Origin of the sequence: Clostridium sp. LS (assembly GCF_002760435.1) — a bacterium.
Taxonomy (GTDB): Bacteria; Bacillota; Clostridia; order Clostridiales; family Clostridiaceae; genus Clostridium.
On sequence record NZ_AUUU01000163.1, the window covers coordinates 17,776 to 39,571 of the forward strand.

15 protein-coding genes are annotated in these 21,796 nt (G+C 30.0%); 1 reads left to right on the top strand and 14 read right to left on the bottom strand.

Features of this window, described 5'->3' with window-relative positions:
• Positions 1-164 precede the first annotated feature (164 nt).
• From COL3_RS24970 to COL3_RS25000, 7 genes are all read right to left on the bottom strand, one after another.
• Complete coding sequence (locus tag COL3_RS24970) at positions 165-1,124, bottom strand: D-2-hydroxyacid dehydrogenase (RefSeq protein ID WP_008427760.1); 960 nt, start codon at positions 1,122-1,124, stop codon at positions 165-167.
• A gap of 646 nt (positions 1,125-1,770) precedes the next feature.
• The gene (locus COL3_RS24975) at positions 1,771-4,131 is read right to left on the bottom strand and encodes a glycogen/starch/alpha-glucan phosphorylase (RefSeq protein WP_008427764.1); all 2,361 of its coding nucleotides are present in this window, start codon (positions 4,129-4,131) and stop codon (positions 1,771-1,773) included.
• A 1-nt stretch (position 4,132) separates the two neighbouring features.
• On the bottom strand, positions 4,133-5,620 hold the full coding sequence (malQ, locus tag COL3_RS24980) for a 4-alpha-glucanotransferase (protein ID WP_008427766.1): 1,488 nt from the start codon (positions 5,618-5,620) through the stop codon (positions 4,133-4,135).
• A gap of 131 nt (positions 5,621-5,751) precedes the next feature.
• Entirely contained in the window at positions 5,752-6,819 is a 1,068-nt protein-coding gene (locus tag COL3_RS24985) for a LacI family DNA-binding transcriptional regulator (RefSeq protein ID WP_008427768.1), read from the bottom strand.
• A 253-nt stretch (positions 6,820-7,072) separates the two neighbouring features.
• Complete coding sequence (locus COL3_RS24990; protein WP_008427769.1) at positions 7,073-8,008, bottom strand: helix-turn-helix domain-containing protein; 936 nt, start codon at positions 8,006-8,008, stop codon at positions 7,073-7,075.
• A 132-nt stretch (positions 8,009-8,140) separates the two neighbouring features.
• Entirely contained in the window at positions 8,141-9,250 is a 1,110-nt protein-coding gene (gene ugpC, locus COL3_RS24995; RefSeq protein ID WP_008427772.1) for a sn-glycerol-3-phosphate ABC transporter ATP-binding protein UgpC, read from the bottom strand.
• A 175-nt stretch (positions 9,251-9,425) separates the two neighbouring features.
• The gene (locus COL3_RS25000) at positions 9,426-10,241 is read right to left on the bottom strand and encodes a transglutaminase-like domain-containing protein (protein WP_008427774.1); all 816 of its coding nucleotides are present in this window, start codon (positions 10,239-10,241) and stop codon (positions 9,426-9,428) included.
• A gap of 183 nt (positions 10,242-10,424) precedes the next feature.
• Here COL3_RS25000 and COL3_RS25005 point away from each other — a divergent pair, with 183 nt between their 5' ends.
• Complete coding sequence (locus tag COL3_RS25005) at positions 10,425-11,153, top strand: gamma-glutamyl-gamma-aminobutyrate hydrolase family protein (protein ID WP_008427777.1); 729 nt, start codon at positions 10,425-10,427, stop codon at positions 11,151-11,153.
• Between the two features lie 93 nt (positions 11,154-11,246).
• Here COL3_RS25005 and COL3_RS25010 read toward each other — a convergent pair whose 3' ends face one another.
• The 7 genes from COL3_RS25010 to COL3_RS25040 form a co-directional block, all read right to left on the bottom strand.
• On the bottom strand, positions 11,247-12,965 hold the full coding sequence (locus COL3_RS25010) for a S8 family peptidase (RefSeq protein ID WP_008427779.1): 1,719 nt from the start codon (positions 12,963-12,965) through the stop codon (positions 11,247-11,249).
• Positions 12,966-14,813 (bottom strand): S8 family peptidase, encoded by a 1,848-nt coding sequence (locus COL3_RS25015; RefSeq protein WP_008427781.1) that lies wholly within the window; start codon positions 14,811-14,813, stop codon positions 12,966-12,968. It abuts the gene before it with no gap.
• A 199-nt stretch (positions 14,814-15,012) separates the two neighbouring features.
• Positions 15,013-16,071, bottom strand: coding sequence for a substrate-binding domain-containing protein (locus COL3_RS25020; RefSeq protein WP_008427783.1), 1,059 nt, complete (start codon positions 16,069-16,071; stop codon positions 15,013-15,015).
• A gap of 77 nt (positions 16,072-16,148) precedes the next feature.
• Complete coding sequence (locus tag COL3_RS25025; RefSeq protein WP_008427784.1) at positions 16,149-16,577, bottom strand: HIT domain-containing protein; 429 nt, start codon at positions 16,575-16,577, stop codon at positions 16,149-16,151.
• Positions 16,578-16,748: 171 nt separating this feature from the next.
• A complete protein-coding gene (locus COL3_RS25030; RefSeq protein WP_008427787.1) occupies positions 16,749-18,251 on the bottom strand; it encodes an MFS transporter in 1,503 nt (500 codons plus the stop codon).
• A 38-nt stretch (positions 18,252-18,289) separates the two neighbouring features.
• Positions 18,290-19,702, bottom strand: coding sequence for a glucuronate isomerase (uxaC, locus tag COL3_RS25035; RefSeq protein ID WP_008427788.1), 1,413 nt, complete (start codon positions 19,700-19,702; stop codon positions 18,290-18,292).
• Positions 19,703-20,083: 381 nt separating this feature from the next.
• Positions 20,084-21,697, bottom strand: a complete 1,614-nt coding sequence (locus COL3_RS25040; protein WP_008427790.1) for a mannitol dehydrogenase family protein — start codon at positions 21,695-21,697, stop codon at positions 20,084-20,086.
• Between the last annotated feature and the right edge of the window lie 99 nt (positions 21,698-21,796).

Consider the following 21,796-nt stretch of genomic DNA (forward strand, 5'->3'; position numbering starts at 1 on the left):
ATATATATTAACACTAAACCTAAAATAAAACCAGATTAAATCAGTTAACAGTTAACAAGTAACAGTTAATAAAAAAATCCCTGTGGGGATTTTTTTATTATTTATGAAAAGCCTGTGGCTTTTCTTCCATAACTGTAAACTGTGCACTGTAAACTGTTAACTGCCTAAACGTCTACTCTATTTCTTTTTTCGCCTCTATTGTAGGCACTTATGTTTTCTAATAAATCTGTAAATAATCTATTTCTAGCTTCTTCGCTAGCCCATGCTATGTGCGGAGTTAATACTAATCTATCTTTATTTTTTATTTTTAATAAAGGATTTTCCTCTGGAATCGGTTCTTCTTTAAACACATCTAGCGCGGCTCCTCCTATTATTTCTTCATCTAAAGCTCTAGCTAAATCTTCATCTACTACTATAGGACCTCTGCCCACATTTATAACAATTGCATCCTTTTTCATTTTAGTAAACGCTTCATAGTTTATTAATCCTTCAGTTTTTTCATTTAAAGGTGCATGTATAGAAATAATATCGCATTGCTTTAATAACGAATCAAATTCCACTCTCGCATAATCTGAATCTGCATTTTTACCTGAAGTTGAGTAGTACACTACCCTTGCACCAAAGGCTTGAGCTATTCTTGCCACCCTTTTACCGATATTACCAAGACCAATTATTCCCCATATCTTACCGCACAAGTCTTTATAAGGCATCTCTAAATTTGTAAACATATCATATCTTGAGTACTCCCCACTCTTAACAAAGCTATCAAAATAACTAATATTATCATATAAATGAAGCAACATAGCAAATGTATGCTGCGCTACTGTTGTCGTGGAATATCCTTTAACATTAGTTACTGCAATATTTCTTTCTTTAGCATAAGCAATATCTATATTGTTATATCCAGTAGCAGTTTCACAAATTAATTCTAAATTAACTGCATCTTTTAAATTTTCTCTGTTTAACTTCACTTTATTAGTTAATACAATATTTGCCTCTTTAATTCGTTCAGCTACATCCTCTTCTGAAGTTAAATCATAATAAATTACTTGGCCAAATTCATTTAATTTAATATAATCTACATTTCCTAACGTCTTGCCATCTAATACTACTATTTTCTTCATTAATTAAATCCCCTTTCCTAACATCAAAATATTCTGCCTTATTGCGCGTAATTAAAAAGAAATTCATAAGAACTTCCTATTTATAAAAAAACACCTAGTGCTATAAATTCTTCTAAATAACCCGTATTTTCGTTTACATATCCTGAAACAAAAAATTATTTATATTTAAAGTATCTATTAAATGTATTTTCCTCTTAGTTTTTCTATATTAATAATACCGTAAATACACCTAAATGTAAACTTATAGCTATCCTTTTTCCCAATATAATACATATGATTTTTTATAAAATATGATTACATATGCTCATCTAAAATTCTATCAGTTGAAACAAGACATAATTAAAAAATAAAGATTTATAGACATATATTATTAAAACATTATATCTATAAATCTCTAATTATTTCTTATACTGATCTATTTTTAATATTTATCAATAAGATTTGCTACTATAACTGATAATTATATTCCTTGTAAATCAAAAAAGCAAAAGTAGTTTTAAATTATAAGTGATAAGTTTAGGAAGAAAAGCCTTTGGCGATTTCATCCTCAACTTTTCACTTACTACTTATAACTTATTACCTTGGATATACTATATATCATTAGTGTTCCAAAATCTACAAATCTTATAAAAACTGTGTAAAGCTATTATTTAACTGGAGCTGGTTTTATATCCCATATTTCATTAGCATATTGTTTTATAGTTCTATCACTTGAAAATGCTCCTGAGCAATAAAGATTAGCAAAGCACTTTTGTGCCCATTTCTTTTTATCTTTATAATCTTCAAAAACTCTTTCTTGGGCTTGTTTGAATAACTCAAAATCTGCTAATACATAGTATTGATCTCTTTCTTCTAATAGAGCATTATATAAATCCTCAAAATAACCTGTTCTGCCATCATCTAATGTACCATTTATTAAAGTATCTACTACTCTTCTAATACTTTGATTTTCTCTATAGTGCCACTTAGGATCATAACTATGTCTCATTCTTTCAATATCTTCTACTCTAAGTCCAAAAATGTAGTTATTTTCTTCTCCACTTTCCTGAACAATTTCTATATTTGCTCCATCATATGTTCCAAATGTAGGAGTAGCATTTAACATGAACTTCATGTTTCCAGTACCTGAAGCTTCTTTTCCTGCTGTTGAAATTTGCTTAGACAAGTCTGAACCCGGGAATAGTTTTTGTGCGTACGATACTCTGTAGTTATGTACAAAAACAACCTTAATCTTTTGAGAAACCTGTGAATCATTATCAATAAGTCTAGCTATTTCATTTATAAATTTAACAATTCCCTTTGCTCTTCTGTATCCAGGGAATGCCTTAGCTCCAAATATAAATGTAGTTTTTGGAATGTCTAACTCTGGATTCTCCTTAATTCTATAATATAAATCTAAAATATATAATGCATTTAATAATTGTCTCTTATATTCATGTAATCTTTTGATTTGAATATCGAAGAACGAATTTGGATCAACATCAATTCCTTCTTCTTGCTTGATATATTCTGCAAGTTGAACTTTCTTTTCATGCTTAATTTCCATAAGTTTTTCTAATACTGCATCATCATCTTTATATTTTTCTAAACCTTTAAGCAATTCTAAGTTTTTAACCCAATCTTCACTGCCTAATAAATCTGTAATAAAATTAGATAATTCTATATTACATAGTCTGAGCCATCTTCTTGGAGTAATTCCATTAGTTTTATTTTGGAATTTATTTGGATATAAATTATACCAATTATTTAATTCAGATTTCTTTAAAATTTCTGTATGAAGTGCAGCAACTCCATTTACTGCTCTTCCAACGAATATTGCTAAATTTGCCATTCTCATTAAATCATTTGCAATAATTCTAAAGTTCCAAATTGCTCCTTCATCATATCCTTTTTGTCTTAATTCATTCATTAGTGCATCATCTACTTGATATGCAATTTGTAATAATCTTGGGAATAATCTTTCAATTAATCTAATATTCCACTTTTCTAAAGCCTCTGCAAGTATAGTATGGTTTGTGTATCCAAAAAATTCTTTTGCAATACATAGTGCATTCCAGAAATCAACATTTTCTTCATCAGTTAATATTCTAATAAATTCAAGGATCGAAATTGTTGGATGTGTATCATTTAATTGTGCTACATTATATTTTGCAAATTCAGAAAAATCATTTCCAAATTTAGCTTTATGTTTCTTTATTATATCCTTCATAGAAGCACTTGAGAAGAAATATTGTTGTCTAAGTCTCAATATTTTCCCTGCTTCTGCTGTATCATTTGGATATAATACTCTTGATATATCTTCAGCCTTATTTCTTGCTGATACTGCTTCGATATATTGTTGATTATTAAATAAATTGAAATCAAATTCTCTTAAAGCTTCACATTGCCATAATCTTAATGTGTTAATATTTTTCGTTCCATATCCTATTATTGGAACATCATAAGGAACTGCCTTTACTGTCATATCAGAATAAGTTATTATTTGAGTTTCATCATCTTTTCTAATACTCCATGAGTCTCCATATTTTAACCATGTATCTTCACATTCAGTTTGGAATCCATTTTCAATATTTTGCTTAAATAATCCATTACTATATCTTATACCATATCCAACAAGAGGCATGTCTAAAGTCGCAGCAGATTCTATAAAACACGCTGCAAGTCTTCCAAGTCCCCCATTTCCAAGTCCGGCATCTTCCTCTATTTCTTCGATTTTATTTAAATCTATATTTAAATCCTCCAAGGTATCCTTAACTTCATTATATATACCCAAATTCATTAAGTTATTACCTAAAGCTCTTCCCATTAAATATTCAGCAGATAAATAATATGCCATTCTTCCTTTATTATATGTTTCAGTTGTCTCATTCCAATTGTCAATTATATCTTCCATGACAGTCATAGAAACTGCATTAAAGATTTCATAATCCTTAGCCTCTTCTAATTTAACCCCATGTTTTACTTTTAAGTACCTATTAATACCCTCTATTAGTTTTTGCTTGTCCATATTATACACACCTTCCATAAATTTTAGTTAATCTATATATTTTATTTGCTAGCTCATTAGTAAAAACATTATCCTTTGCTCTCCAACACCAATTATACCCAATTGTTGAAGGCAGATTAATCCTTGATTCATTTCCGAGATTCAAGAAGTCTTGCATAAGTGCAATTGATATATTTGCAACACTTCCCCAAATTCCCCTTATGAATCCCCAATTATACTCTTCTTCTTTTGTTAGTTTCAAATACTCGATAGCATTTTCAATTTCTATCTTATCTCCAGTTTTTTCAAACCAGCCTTTTACTGTATCATTATCATGTGTGCCTGTATAAGCTATACAATTTTTTTCATAATTATGAGGCAAATATAAATTATCACTACCTCCAGAAAATGCAAACATTAATACTTTCATTCCTGGGAAACCGCTCTCTTTTCTAAAGCTTACTGTATCATCAGTTAATATTCCCAAGTCCTCGGCTATAATATTTACATCACCTAGTTCTTTTTTTACAGCATTGAAAAATTTCATTGCTGGCCCTTTTACCCATTCTCCATTTTCTGCTGTTTTTTCTCCATATGGTATTTCCCAATATGCTTCAAAACCTCTAAAATGATCTATCCTTATTACATCATAAAGTTTTAAGCTCTGTTTAATCCTGTTTATCCACCATGAATAATCTGTTTTCTCAAGATACTTCCAGTTATAAATAGGGTTTCCCCAAAGTTGTCCAGTAGCAGAAAATACATCAGGTGGACATCCAGCAATTTTTATAGGTTTTAAGGTTTTCTCATCTACTAAAAATACTTCCGGGTTACTCCATAAATCCGCACTATCTTCAGCTACATATATTGGTATATCACCTATAATTTCAATACCCAACTTATTCACATAGTCTTTTAAATTATTCCACTGTTTAAAAAACTCATATTGTATAAACTTCCAAAAGTCAATTTCTTCTGAAAGATTTTCTCTATAATTCTTCAAACTTTCTTTTTCCCTTAATTTAATATCATTGTCCCAAGTTTGAAAACTTTTCAAATCAAATTTAGTTTTTACTGCCATAAACGTTGAATAATCCTCAAGCCAAAATTCCTCTAATTTTACAAATTCATTATAGTTATAAGGCTTTAAGGCTTTAAAATTCTTATATGCAAGCCGCAATATCCTCATTTTTTCATTAAATACTTTCTCATAATCTATATGTTCAGGATTGTCTCCAAAATCTGTTTCATTATAATCTTCTTTATTTAATAATTTTTCTTCCTCTAAAAGATCAAAATCAATAAAATATGGATTTCCAGCAAATGCTGAAAAAGATTGGTATGGTGAATCGCCATAACTTGTCTGCCCTAAAGGGAGTATCTGCCAATACTTTTGACCAGCTTTTTTTAAAAAATCTGCGAATTCATATGCTTCTTTTCCAAAGGTCCCAATACCATATTTCCCTGGCAAAGATGCAATATGCATAATAACTCCGCTACCTCTTTCCATTCTCATTCCTCCACCCATAAGTCAAATAAAAAATCAAGCTGTAAGTTATTTTTTCTGAATAGATAGGTAAGTATTATCCATCATACTATCTATAGTGAACATACCACCATATTATGCCTCAAAACTTAAAATCACTTCTTACTTTTCTTATCTTTATTTGCTTTCAATTTTTTAGTTGTTAAAGATGTAATATCAAAACATGAATCCCTTTCTATTAATTCAGTATCCAATAATACATGTTCATTTCCCTTTTCACCATTTATTTGTGACATTAATAAATTAATACTCATTTTAGCCATCAATTTCTTTGGCTGTTTTACAGTTGTTATGCTCGGATTATAATATTCACTTTCATCCATACCATCAAAGCCAATTACTGAAATATCCTCTGGTATTTTTAAATCACTATTAAGGATTGCTTTGGCTGCCCCAATAGCCATAATATCCGAAAGAGAAAAAACTGCAGTAATATCTTTTCTTTTTTTCAACAATTTTAGTGTTTCTTTATACGCTGTTCTGCTTGAATATCCGCCCACTATAATAAGTTCATCATCCACTTCTATCCCATTATCCGCTAATGCCTTCTTATAGCCTTCAAGCCGCCATAAGCTTACTCCCATGTCATTAGTTTCACCTAAAATTAGAGAGATTTTCTTATGGCCTTTATTAATTAAATAAGATGTTGCATCATACGCACTTTTAACATTATCAATACCTATTGATGAATAATACGACTTTCCTTCTTTAGAAACAGTATTTACAGAGGTTAATATTATTGGAACATTTATTTCCTTAAAGCTCTCATCAGTAATCTCAATAAAATTTCCTCCCAAACATATAACTCCCTGTAGTCTCTTTTCTTTAATAAAGCCTATTAAAGTGTCAACCTCTTGGTAGTAATTATTATAGTCATTTTGTTGTATTATCATCGTATACCCATTTTCATTAATAATATTTCCAATAACATTAGTCATTTGATAAAAAAACGGGTTAAATACTCCTTGTACTAAAATGCCTATATTCTTTGTATTATTTTGCTTAAGAATTCTAGCGCTATTATTTGGTATGTAATTACTTTCTTTGATTATTTCAAGAATTTTTTGTCTTGTGCTTTCTTTGACATCAGGATGATTATTTAGCACTCTTGAAACCGTGCTAACTCCAACCTCAGCCAATTTTGCTATGTCCTTTATATTCATATTCTTCTCCCGTAATAACAGTTAATCTAATAATACTATTATATTCTATTTTATTTGAATAATGTTTACAAAATGAAAAACTTTTACCTATATTTAATTCTATTTTAACAAACTCTGTAAATTTATACAATTGATCACATAATTATTCTTAATTTCTTTTATTTTAAGTCATATAATTTTAATTAATGACAAATAAATAAAGAATTTTTTCCAAAAATAATTTCTAGAAAAAATTCTTTAATATAAATAAATATTATTTTTGCTTCCAGATAAAGAAAGCTATTTTAAATAACGCTGCATCATTGAACTTTCTAATGTCATAACCTGTGTACTTCTGAATCTTATCCAACCTATAAATCAAGGTATTTCTATGAACATATAATTCTTTAGATGCCTCACTTAAATTTAAATTTAGCTTAAAAAATACTTCTATGGTTTTTATCATATCATCATCTAGTTTTGAAAAACCATCATTGAAGTTATTTAAAATCTTCTCTTTTGTCTCCTCATTCAAATTGTCCATTATTTTTTCAAATAAAAGACCATTTTGTCCAAATATTGTTTGTGATAAATTGTATTTTTTTGCCAAGTTAATTTTGTAAATATTCTCATTATATGAGTTATTTAATAATTCATAATCCTCAATTTGGCAATAACTTATTAAACATTTTTCATAAAGAGATAATACTATTGTTTCACTTATACTAGATACATGCTCATTTATATCTTCGAAGGCTCCAATTAAAATTATGAAATCCTCATAATTTAATACAATTACTTCTGTATCAATATAAATATTTTTCAAAATATCTAATGCTTCCATAAATTTTTCTTTTAAGCTTACAGTTATTAAAAATGTATCTTCTTTGATTTGAGGCATTATTTCTTTTACTTTCTCTTTTGAAATGCTTATTTTTTGCAATAATTGAGTAATGATTTTTTCTTTATTATTATGATCGTCTTTATATTTATCTTTAATAAAAAATTCTAATATCTTAATAGAATCTTTATGTTTTTCTTCAATTTTTATGGTAAACTTCTTCGTTCCAATTAAAAATATAGTTTCAACTAAATTCTCTTTAGACAACTCAGGATTAGCTTCAAACATTATTTCATTGTCTATGTAAACTTCAAATGGTATTTCACAACTTTTATATAATTCTTGTAGATATTTTACTAACCCCTTCATTCTCTCACCTCAATTGTATTTATCGCATGTCTAGTTATAATAACTCCCATCTAAATAGATGGGAGTTAAAACCATATCACTATTATATAATAATTATTGATATAAGTTAATATACTAAATTCTAATTTTATACTAACATATTCTTAATTCTGTTTCTTTATCAAATACGTGGATATTTTCATTTTGAACATATAATTTGATTTTATCCTTAGGCTCACATTTAGTGCTTCCATCAACTCTTGCTGTCATATTATTATTTCCTGATTTGAAATAAATATAACTTTCTGCACCCATACGTTCAACAACTTCTACATCCCCAGTAAGTGTTGCAGTTGGATTCTTTGAAATAATTTCTTCATTATCATCTAAGTGTTCTGGTCTTATACCAAATACAACTTCTTTACCTACATATCCATTATCTTTTAATACCTTTGCTTTTTCTTCTGGTAATAAAATGTTGTTTTCTTCAAACTTACAATATACCTTTCCGTCCTTTTCTACAGCGGTACCAGTTACTAAGTTCATTTGAGGGCTTCCTATAAAGCTAGCAACAAATAAATTATTTGGCGTGTTGTATATATTAAGTGGAGTATCAACTTGTTGAACTATACCATCTTTCATTACAACGATTCTTGTACCCATTGTTAAAGCTTCAACTTGGTCATGAGTTACATATATAAATGTTGTTCCTAAACTTTGATAAAGTTTTGATATTTCAGTTCTCATTTGAACTCTTAGTTTTGCATCAAGGTTTGATAAAGGCTCGTCCATTAAGAATACCTTTGGTTCTCTAACTATAGCACGTCCTAATGCAACTCTTTGTCTTTGACCTCCAGATAAAGCTTTTGGCTTTCTTTCTAATAAATGTTCTATATCTAATCTCTTAGCCGCTTCTCTAACTTTTTTATCTATTTCATCTTTAGGTGCTTTTCTTAATTTTAATGCAAATGCCATATTATCATAAACTGTCATATGAGGATATAATGCATAGTTTTGGAATACCATTGCTATATCTCTTTCTTTTGGTTCTACATCATTAACTAATTTTCCACCTATATATAATTCACCCTTTGAAATTTCTTCAAGACCTGCAATCATTCTTAGTGTTGTTGACTTACCACATCCTGATGGTCCAACGAAAACTATAAACTCTTTATCTTCAATTTCTAAGTTGAAGTCTTTTACTGCTGTTACATCCCCTTCATAAATTTTATAAATATGTCTTAGTGACAAATCTGCCATATTTATTTCCTCCCTTTATCTTTAAATAATTTTCATACTTTACTTCTTATCTCTGCTACAAATTTATTTTACTATATGTAATCCTTTAAATTCTATACTGAGAATTTACAAAACTATATCAGCTTTTTTGTGAAATAATATAAAAGGAAAAGCTATTATAAATAAAAAGTAAATTTTACTTATAATAGCCTATAGGTGCTTTAGGATATTTACTACTATCCCAAATATATCCTTTAGTAATCAGGTCATTATCTCCAATTAAAAAATACTTATCTCTATCAATAGAATCATTATTAGTAACATCTAATTGATACCAATTGCCTTGAATCTTAACTAAATTCCATGAATGAGGCGTATTAATATTTATTTTTCCTACAACAATTCTACTCTCTATCCCCGCATAATTAAACATTTTATATGCAGTCATGGAATATCCTTGACACACAGCTAGCGATGTAGTCAATGCTGAATAAACACTTATAGATTTTTGTGTGTAATCATAATCAAATCTATCTATTATATATTCATTTATTACCCTTACTTTTTCTAAGTCAGACATATTGGGTTTAATTAACGATTCTGTAATTCTTTTTAATTGAGTGTCTATATATTCCTCTTGTTCCTTTGTTGTTAAATATGTTACATCCAATGTTGTCTCTATCCCATCTTGGGTTATCTTTGCCTCAGGTTTTATTTCTAACCAAGATCTTTCTAAGTAATCATCTTTAGAATATGCATTTGTAATACAATCACGTATATTATCCTCGAATTCTTTCCTTGCTCCAGTATATAGAATAGTAAAATTATTATCTCTATTTTCTAAATGCTTGTAAATATTATCTTCCATATCCTTCATTCTTCCAACACTTTCATAGGCAAGTGCTGTTACCGTAAAAAGTTGCATTGATATAAATAAAATTATGATAGTTTTAAGAAATCCTTTCATTTTAATGATATATCCCCCTAGAGTTATTTCTTTTATCTTATGCATTTATTTACTATTGCTTTTACTTCTATTGTACTTCCTTTATTTATTTTGTAAATATATTTTTACTTATCTTCGCATATATTCCTAACAGATTTTTATTGATATTCCAACAACCCATAATTGACATTATTTATTTGTCCCTATATAGTATAATTTATATATATTCTTAATGGAGGCGGCATTGTTATGAAAAAACCTATTATTGGTATAAACTCTGGCAGAGTTATTAAGCATGAAACAGCTTATTCTCATTCTGTTATAGAATCTCTTAGTAATGATTATGTTGAATCAGTAATTAAAGCTGGTGGAATTCCTATAGTTTTACCCATAGTTTCCGATGAAGAGTCTGTAAGAAGACAAGTGGAACTCCTCGATGGTGTTCTTCTTTCCGGAGGTATAGATATTAATCCTTTATTATATAATGAAGAACCTTCCCCTAAATTAGGATATATTTATCCTGATAAAGATGATTTTGATGTTTTAATAGCCAAAATAGCTTGTGAGCTTAAAAAACCTATTCTAGCTATATGCAGAGGACATCAAATATTAAATGTTGCCTTTGGCGGCACTTTGTATCAAGATTTATCAGATATGGAAGGATGCTACATAAAACACCAACAACAAACAAAGGATGGCGCAGCAACCCATACTGTAGATATTATTGAAGATTCAATTTTACATAGTATTTTAGGAAATTCAGTTATAAGTAACTCTTTTCATCATCAAGCAATTAAAAATCTTGCTTCAGGTTTTAAAGTTACTGCTTACTCAAAGGATAAAGTAATTGAAGGTATTGAAAAATGTAACGAAGATTTTGTTGTTGGGGTTCAATTTCATCCTGAAATTATGACTGTTTATAATGATAAAAAAATGCTTAAACTTTTTGAGGCATTTATTAATGCTTCAAAGAAATAATGCTTTGCTCTCAAATACAAAATAGTAGGGATAATATTAAGAATACATTTAATTTATAACTTTATATATGTTAATGCATATATAAAGTTATCTCTATACCATACTTTGAAACATCTTTAATACATTCAGCACTCCATAGCCCCATTGTGGATTTGGGTATATATCCCCACTTCTTTGAACTGAACCTCTTTGAATATATGTTTTTATAGTTTGAGAATATATATTAGGATCGTTCTTTTCCACAATTCCCCACTGAAATAGCATCACACATGCTCCAGTCACAACTGCTCCAGCAACACTTGTTCCGTTAATAATTGCAGTTTCATTATTTGGAGCTACAGTTAATGCATTTACACCTCCTGCCGCAATATCTACTCTGCTTGTATAGTCATTTAAAAATCCCATTCCAGAATAATTCAAAATAGTATTATTAGTTTGATTATATGCAGCTGCAGTAAGTACATAATCAGAAGTGCCTGGACTCATAACTGTTCCATATGGATCTGATGAAACAAACCTTGTCCCACCTATACTTACTCCTTCTTGTGGTATCCACGCATTATATGTTCCATCTAGAATAAGCTGGCCAGTTAATACAAGATTCCAGATACCTTCCCTAACGTTGAAAAATCTAATCCGCATTAATTGATCACCTGTATACTCCTCGGGAAGATAAGCATTAATTATTGTTGATGTATTTTCAAATACAAATGAATACGTATCTAAAGCTCCAATTTGAGTGCTTATTGTTCCAGTGCTTTCCCCTGAAGGTGATACTATACTTAATGACATTATATTTGGTGAATCAACCCATATATCTATTACAATATTTTTTTGTTCTGGGGAAATATATAATTGAATTGCTCTAGATTCATTAACTTGTGAAACAGTACCAGATGTATGAGTTTGACTTGCCCCTTGATTTCCAGCAGGTGCAACTATAGCTATTCCGCTAGTTAAAGATACTGCATCCATAAATTGCTCTAAAATACCATTTCCTCTGTGGCTGCCCAAGTTACTCCCAAGAGGAAAATATATAACCATTGGTCTATTGCTGCGCAATGAGTATCTATGCAAAAATTCAATAGCTGTAAAAGCTGCCACAATATCAAATATTGGTATCTGTATATTAAAAAGTGATTTATATGCTAAACTCTCAACTAATTTTATAATTACAAAATTACAATCTGGAACCATTCCTTTTAAATTTGGATTTTTACCTAGTGCTCCAATTATTCCAGCCATATTAGTTCCATGTCCATTTTCGTCTCTCGATGGAACTATATCAAAAGGCGATCTTCCAGCTCTAAAGGCATTTATAGCTTCTTGTATATTATTTTTATCATAGGTAGTTCCAAATGGTACATCACTATTTTCATTTGATCCCACAGAAGTAATTGTCTGATCCCAAATATATTCAATTTTAGTTTCTCCATTTTCCCTTATAAATTCTTCATTTAAATAATCAATACCAGTATCTATAATTGCCACATCAACCCCCTGACCAGTTAATCTTAATGGTAATTCTAATTGTAAAAAATTTGCCCCGGATGCTTCTATTGGTGAAATTTCTTGAAGAGTATATATGTCTGGCGTTGCAACATATACTATTGTAGAAAAAAATGGCGGTTTTATATTTAATTCAAGTTCTCTATTTGCAGATATTATTGCATATCTATCATTAATTATAGTTACATAATATCCTGGTTGTTTTGAGACCTCTTCCTCTATATTCCCCTCATATTGGACTACATAATGAAAATAGTTTTTATCTGAAAAAATCTCCCTTGGAGCCCTAAAACTTCTATCCACTTAAATTCCTCCATATATTTCATTTGGAATTCTAATAAATAAATTATTAACATAATATTCACTATACTCACTACTTTTATTTCTATATTTTGAGTTATCGTTATGTGTATTTTCTATTGACATTATCCTTGTGAATGTCCTGCTAAGTACATTAAAAGTTCCTAGCAAATCAAAGTCACCATACCCAATTTCTCTACTTGGATATCTAGTAGATTGATTTCTAGTCGCACCATACATCAAATAACTTCTCATTTTTTTTGTATACATAGTTTTATCGTTTCCCTGAACAATGCCCCATTGTAATAAAAGTGCACAGCCTCCAGCCACTACTGCTGCTGCCGCTGAGCTTCCTGAAAAGGTAGTAACACCTCCTCCAACCTTTGTGGTTAAAATATTTACTCCTATAGTTGCAACATCAGGGTTAATTAAACCATTAGCATTAAACCCTTTTCCTGAAGCAGCTATTAATGCATTATTATTTCCATAATAAGCTACTGTAATTACATTAACCGCCAATGCTGGTAATGTTATTGTAATAAACGGATCAGATTCAAGGAATATTGTATTCTCTGGTAAAGTGCTTTTTGGTGGAAGCCATATATCGTATCTCCCATTTATTACATACTCTCCTATTAAATTAAAACTCCATATTCCTGGTTTTATATCAGTAAAATCAACACTTATTACTTGATGCCCAGTAAAATGTTCAGGTGAGTAAAATCTAACAACCATACTCGTATTTAAGAAAATAAATTTAACTGGTTGAGTTTTATCTATTTTTGATTCAATAACTGACGAAGCTTCTCCAGTAGGTGAAATTACATTTATAGAAGCAACATTTGGTCTTCGTACCCAAATGTTTATATGAAAGCGCTTCATTTCTTTCGATATTCTTAGATCTACTACTTTTGTTTCTCCTGCATTTTTAAAATATCCCGATGCATGTCCTTGTGAATCTCCTTCATTTCCAACTCCAGCTACAAAACACAATCCCCTAATGCTGCCTAAAGATGTTACATATCTAGAAATTAAATTTTGGCCATCATGACTTCCTTCAGTACTCCCAACACCAATATAAATCACCATTGGTTGTTTGAGCTGTTGCGCTACTCTTTTTAAATACTCTAACCCTCCAACAATTTCAGAAGCATTATACACAGGAGTATACGGCACTCCATTTTCTTGTAATATTCTCCTAAAATTAGTCGACTCAAATAATTTTACAATTACAAAGTTACTTTGATTTGCAACACCTTGAAATTGACTACTAACTCCTCTTCCCCCTATAATTCCCGCAACCTTAGTACCATGCCCATTTTCATCTTTTGAAGGCACAATTTTGTATGGATCTCTTTTATTCCTATACTCAATAATTGCTTGATTTATTTGGTTATTTGAATAAGTTTGGCCAATATATACAGACTTATCTGTATGTTCACGAATTGATTGATCCCATATGCTAACTATTCTTGATGTGTCATCTTCTCTTATAAATTCATCGTTCAAGTAGTCTATTCCTGTATCTACTATTCCTATTAATACCCCTCTTCCATTTAAGTCTAAATAAGGATTTATTTTAATATTATTTATATTATCTACAGATGAAGGTGAGATGTCTTGTAATACATATGCAGTACTAAAATCATAAAAAACAATTTCCGGAACATCCTTTAAGAGTCTATCAAGATCTTTTTCTTGCACTGATACCACCCCAATAGTGTCTGTAATTATATCACCACAAGCATAAGATATTTTATCTATTCGTTCTTTAAAGTTACCTTTATATTCTATCAAATAATTTGCAGTATTTGGATCATAATATAAATTACAGTCACGTGAAGCAGCCATATTTTACTCCTAAATATTACTTGCATTAATACTATGTATATTTTTATTCCATTTATTTAATGATTCAAAATCTAGCTGCTTGGAAAATAACAATATGGAAATAATTAGTTTTATTTCGTTTATTTTAAAAAAGTAAGCAAAAAAAACAAGGCTATACTATAAGCCTTGAATTATATACATTCTGCAAAACAAACCCATATTAACTTCCATAAACCTCTGCCCTTGTAAAATATCCACTTTTTATAAGTACCTCATCTATACTACTCTTTTCAACAAGCACCGGTGTAATAAGAATTGATGGTACATGCATTTTACCATTAAACATAGCCGTCTCAGTTAATATAGTCTTTCCTTCAATAAGTTGTATTGCTGTATCTATAGTTTTTTTTGATGATTCCCTAGTATCTTTAAACAGTGTCATTGACTGAGTTCCTTGGATTATCCTTTTAACAGCAGCTAATTCTGCATCTTGCCCAGTTACAACTACCTTTCCTGCTAAGCCCTGCATTTGTAATGCTTGAATTGAGGCACCTGCTATTGAATCATTTGGTGCTAATAGCGCATCTATTTTACTGTTTGGATTTGCAGCTAAAACTTCTTTTACTGCTTGAAAAGCAATATTGGGATCCCAGTTCTTAATTGGTTTTTCTGCAACTATCTTTACATTTCCTATAATAACTAATGGTTGTATATATTCCATAGCACCATCTCTTAAGGAAGTATCATATGGGAGGTCCGCATACAAAATAATATAATTTCCTCTTGGAACTTTAGTAATGAGAAATCGCCCCTGAATTTCTCCAGCCCTCAAGTGACTGAACGCAACAAAAACCTCTAAATCGGTATTTAATATAAGCGCCTCATAAACTACTACCTTAACTCCTGCCTGCTTAGCTTTTTCAACCATACTTCCTGCTGTGTTTACATCTATAGCTACTAAAATTAGTGCATCTATTCCTTGTGATATTAGACTGCCTACCTGTGATTCCTGTCTAGCGACGTCATATTCAGCATCTTCTATTTTTAAAATAACTTTTTTTTCCTTAGCATATGCCTCCATAGCCTGCCTGTCCTTAATCCATCTCTCATCTCTTTGATTAGGTAAAGAAACTCCTATTACCAAATCCTTTCTATATTTAAGTTTATTAAAAAAAATGTAATCTCCAGTATATTTTTTCAATTGAACTTTTTTTATTCTTAAAATTTCTTCATTATAATAGACAGAAACTATAAAATTATTTGGTATAGATATGTACATATTTACCACCTATTAAATAGTCTATTCAACTATTAATTTATTCTAGTTATAATAATATAATTCCATGTATATAATCTCTAGTTTTTTAAGTTTTCTTTTATGATATCAATTCTTTTCTTATATTCCTCATCACTAAGATATACTTTCTGTGGATTCATTTCAAATACTCCCCCCCATGAGTAAGCATCCTTATATTTAGGAACTAAATGAAAATGAAGATGAGGAAGTGTATCTGAATATGCTCCATAGTTCACTTTATCAGGTGAAAAGGACTTTTTAATTACAGCAGCTGCTCTTGTAACATCTTTCATAAATAATTCTAATTCTTTTTCTTCTAACTCAAATAATTCATTTACATGTTTGTTATATGCAACAATACATCTTCCTTTATGACTTTGTTCCTTAAACAAATAAAGGGTGGATACATTAAGCTTACATATTTCAATCATTAAATTGTCAAGTTTTTCATCCTTATAGCAATATAGGCAATTAATTTTACTATTCATATTAAAATCTCCTCACTTATATGATTATTTTATTTAAAATTAGCTGCCTCAAAATAGAAATCGATTTTCCATCTTAAGACAGCTATAGTAATCAAGTTAAAATATTTATAGAGATAGGATATACTTTTTTATATTTTAACTTAACAAACTTTTTATTAATTTAAAAATTTTCTATACAGTAGTATCTTCCCAAACCTTCTCATATTTATATCCAGTAAGATTTTCAACAATTGCTTTTGTTTCTGAACTAACTTCTTGTTTTAAACCATTATTTTTCAAGCGTTCAACTTCATCTACCAATATACCGTGTGTTCTTTTATTAAGCTTGAAAGAAGCAGCAAAAAATAAAGCTACAACAAGTAATGATATACATCCAACAGTTAAAAGACCTGCAATAGTTGATAATACCTCTGGTGATTGAGTTGCTTGTCCTTTAACAAAACCAGCATTTTGTAATACAACACCGATAACAAATGTAGCTATAGCAACACTACTCTTTCTAGTGAATGTCATAACAGCTGCAAAAAGACCTTCTCTTCTTTGCCTTGTAATCATCTCATCAACATCAGGAATGAATGGGAATACATTCCATGGAGTAAATTCTAATAAAGCTCTTCCAACTTGATAAATAGTAGCAATTACAAATAATAGAGCAATATTTGACCCTAATCCAGCTATATATACACCATAAAATCCTAATATGCATATAATCATAGTTGTATACGAAAACTTATACAAATTACCTGGTCCAATTTTGATCATTAAAAATCCACCTAAAATTGTTACAGGTATACCAATGATGCTAACAGAAAGTAAATTAGCAGCGGTAACTGATGAAATAGTTAAATTATAAACACAGAAATATATGAATACAGAATTAAATAGATCTTTAGCAGTAAATGAACATATATAAATTGCTAAATGTTTTCTAAAAGCTCTAACCTTCAATGTAGAAACATAATCACCAGCCACTTTTACAACTCCTGCTATACGTTCCCCAACACTTCTATTTTGGTTAGCATCTAATTCTCTTTCCATTTCAGGAGTAAGTTCTCTTTCCCATGTTACTCTATGTGATATTAAGATGCAAATTGCATATAAGATAGCAAAAACTAAACCATTAATAAAATAAGCTTGTGGGGTCTTATCACCAAAAAGAGCTATTAATCTTCCTGGAACAAAAGTAGCTAAGAACGTACCTGTCGCAGAAATAAACATTCTTGATGCAGATAATTTAGTTCTATCATTAAAATCCTTTGTCATTTCCGCCGGCAAAGTTTCCCATGGAATTAAAACCATTGCAGCAATTATTTCAAATAATAGATAAGTAACTAGATAAAACGTATAGCTTCTTCCTGTCACCCATAACAACACATAATCAGCCATTAAAGGCGCTCCAATTAATAAGAAGAAACGACGTCTTCCAAATATTTTTCCAAGTTTCGTTTTATGGAAATTGTCAGATATACCACCTATAAATAAGCTGGCAACTGCATCTACAATACGGGCAATGGCAATAATCGAAGCTCCTTCAATTGGAGTTAATCCAGCAAATGTTGTATAAAAAAATAGTAAGAATGCTCCGATGATGGTAAATGCGCCACCACCCATTAAATCAACTAGTCCATAACCAACGCCTCTAGCTATGGTAATTTTTCTATTTTTATTTGACATATACTTTTCCTCTCTTTCATCAATTAAGTATTCCCAAGTTATTTTCCGTTAAATCCAAAATATTCTCTTGCATTGTTGTAGCATATACCTTGAACAATTCTTTTTAATAATTTATCATTTTTAGGTACTTCTCCGTTTTCTACCCATTCTCCAATTAAATTACAAGCAATTCTTCTAAAGTATTCGTGCCTAGTGTATGATAAGAAACTTCTTGAATCCGTTAACATCCCAACAAAACGTCCCAATAATCCTAGGTTTGCTAAAGCTTTCATTTGTTCAATCATTCCATCCTTGTTATCATTGAACCACCATGCTGCTCCAAATTGCATTTTTCCTGGAATTCCATCCCCTTGAAAATTGCCTATCATAGTACCAAGAACATAGTTATCCTTTGGATTTAATGTATATAAAATAGTTTTTGGAAGAGAATTTTCTCTGTCTACTGAATCTAAAAGTCTAGATAATGGATAAGCTATACTTTCATCATTAATTGAATCAAAACCTGTATTAGCTCCTATTTTTTCGAACATCTTTGTATTATTACTTCTAAGAGCTGCAATGTGAAGCTGCATAGTCCAACCTAGCTCGTGATAAAGCTTGAATACATGTCTTAATGTGTAGGTTTTATACTTCTTTTCTTCATCAATACTTATGGTTTCACCTTTTAAAGCCTTTGCAAATATAGCTGACGCTTCTTCTCTTGATGCATCTGCATAAACTACAACGCCATCTATACCATGATCTGCTATCCTGCATCCAACTGAATGGAAAAATCTTATTCTTGAATCAAGAGCTTGTAGAAACTCATCATAATTATTTATAGTTATTTCAGATATTTGTTCTAAATCTTTTACCCATGAAACAAAACCGTCTAAATTTATTTCGATTCCCTTATCTGGTCTTAGAGTAGGTAAAACATTTACATTGAAGCTACTATCTTCTTTAATTTTTATATGATATTCTAATGTGTCAATAGGATCATCTGTTGTACATATAGTTTCAACATTTGATTTTATAATTAAGTCTCTAACATTAAAGCCTTCTCCATTTAGTAATTCATTAGCTTTTTTCCAAATTGCAGGAGCAGTATCTTCATCAAGTGGTTCATATATTCCAAAGAATCTTTGAAGTTCTAAGTGAGTCCAATGATAAAGAGGATTCCCAATGGACATAGGTATAGTTTGTGACCAAGCTAAAAATTTATCATAATCACTTCCATCTCCAGTGGTATATTTTTCATCAATCCCGTTGCTTCTCATGGCTCTCCATTTATAATGATCACCATAAAGCCATGCTTCAGTTATATTATTGAATTTTTTATTTTCATATATCTCCTTTGGATCAATATGACAGTGATAATCAATAATAGGTAAATCTTTAGCATAATTATGATATAAATCTATAGCAGTTTTATTAGATAGTAAAAAATTCTCATCCATGAAATTTTTCATATTCGTCATCCTACTTTCAAATAAATATTTCCTATTTGTAAAGTATTGAATGGGTTAATAATACACAATATATAAATTCACGCACTTTATTGTAAGTTGTATATATTCAATACTTTACTACAACGTTTTCTTTAATTTTATATATTAACCTTATTTATTTTGAATTACATATTTTTGTATTTAGCTAAATTAACGACCTTACTTAAGAATACTCCTGTATACTCATAAGGTTGTTAATTAGCATAATTTATGTTATAATGAATTTCATATTAATTTTCTTAAACATTTCTTATCATTCTTTGTTGATATTATTGGGCAGATAATAAATGAAGAATGATAAAAATGTTTATTTTTTTGTGTATATTCAAGTATCATCTCTGATTACTCACACTCTAGATATTTATCCAAAGTTGCTCTAACAGCGCCAGTATCTGAATTTAATTCATTAAAATAGCCTTCAATTTTCTCTCCTAAACCTGCAGTATAAAGATTTACTCCAAAAATTTCTTCATTTGTTAGTATTGGCTTTAAGCTACTTACTACTGATTCTGTAGAAGTCAATTTTATACCAGCTATATATTTTCTTAGTTCATCTAATAACGGATCAGGACTTAATTCCATAGCATTTCCATTATCATCAATTCCCATTAGATATCTGCACCATCCTGCAATAACAAGAGGGATATATTTAAGTTCTTTTGGATTTAAATCTTCTCTTTTTATATAAGCTTTAATTGTTTCTCCAAATCTTATACCAACTTTTTGGGAAGTATCTGAAGCAATTCTTTGTGGCGTATCAGGTATATAAGGATTTGGAAGTCTAACTTCAACTACCTCTTTAATGAAATCCTCTGGGTTTAATATTCCAGGGTTCACTACAACCGGCATTCCTTCTTCATATCCAATTTTCTCTACCAATTTTTTTAAGGCCGGATCTTTCATTTCATCTGCAATTAAATTAAATCCAAGCAAACATCCAAAAACTGCCAAAGAAGTATGTAATGGATTTAAGCAAGTACATACCTTCATAGTTTCAACTCTTTCAACAGTTTCTCTATTTGTTAAAAATACACCAGCTTCTTCTAAAGGCATGCGCCCATTTGGAAAGTTATCCTCTATTACGAGATATTGTGGTCCTTCTGCGTTAACGAATGGAGCAGCATAAGTATTATTCTTTGTACATATAATATCCATACCTTTAAAGCCTTCTTTTTCTAATGATTCCTTAACAGCTTGTGATGGTCTTGGGGTTATTTTATCTATCATGCTCCAAGGGAATGACACTTTCTCATTATTATTGATATACTTAAGAAACTCTTCCTCTACTAAACCATTTTCTATCCATTTTTTTACGATTGTTTCAATTGAACTATGAAGTATTTCGCCATTATGTGAACAATTGTCCATACTAACAAAAGCAATGGGTAATTTACCATTCTTATATCTTGTATATGCAAGTGATGCAACCTTAGCCATGATACTTTTTGGGTGGTTTAAACCATCTGTCAAATCATTTTGAGAAATATTTTTCACACTATAACCTTTTTCCGTTATAGTGAAACTTGCCATTTGTAATGATGGACTTGAGAATATCTCGTGTAATCTCTTCCACTCTTCTTCTCTTGAATAATCTGCACCTAAACTTTCACCTATACTTCCTACAACTTTCTTATCTAAACTTCCATCTGGATTCATAATTACAAGCAAGCTTAAATTATCATAAGGCGTATAAATTTTGTCCATCATATCACAATCATGTCCATCTACAGCAACAATACCACCACTTACTTTACCCTTGTTTAATAATTGCTGTTGCAGCATTGCAATAAATCCTCTAAATATATTCCCTGCTCCAAAATGGATCCATGTAGGATTTTCCTTTGTTGAAGTAGACATCTTATCGTAATCAAACTTTGGAATTTCAATCCCAGCTTTTTCCCATAAAGTACTGTCTTTTATACTTTCCTTGTTTAGTACTATCTTGGCATTATTCATTTTTTCACCTCTTTAAAACTATTGCTAATAGGATTAATATCATTACTTATCTCTTTTATTTTATGATCCTACGAGCTAAATTTCTTTGAAATCAAAAGT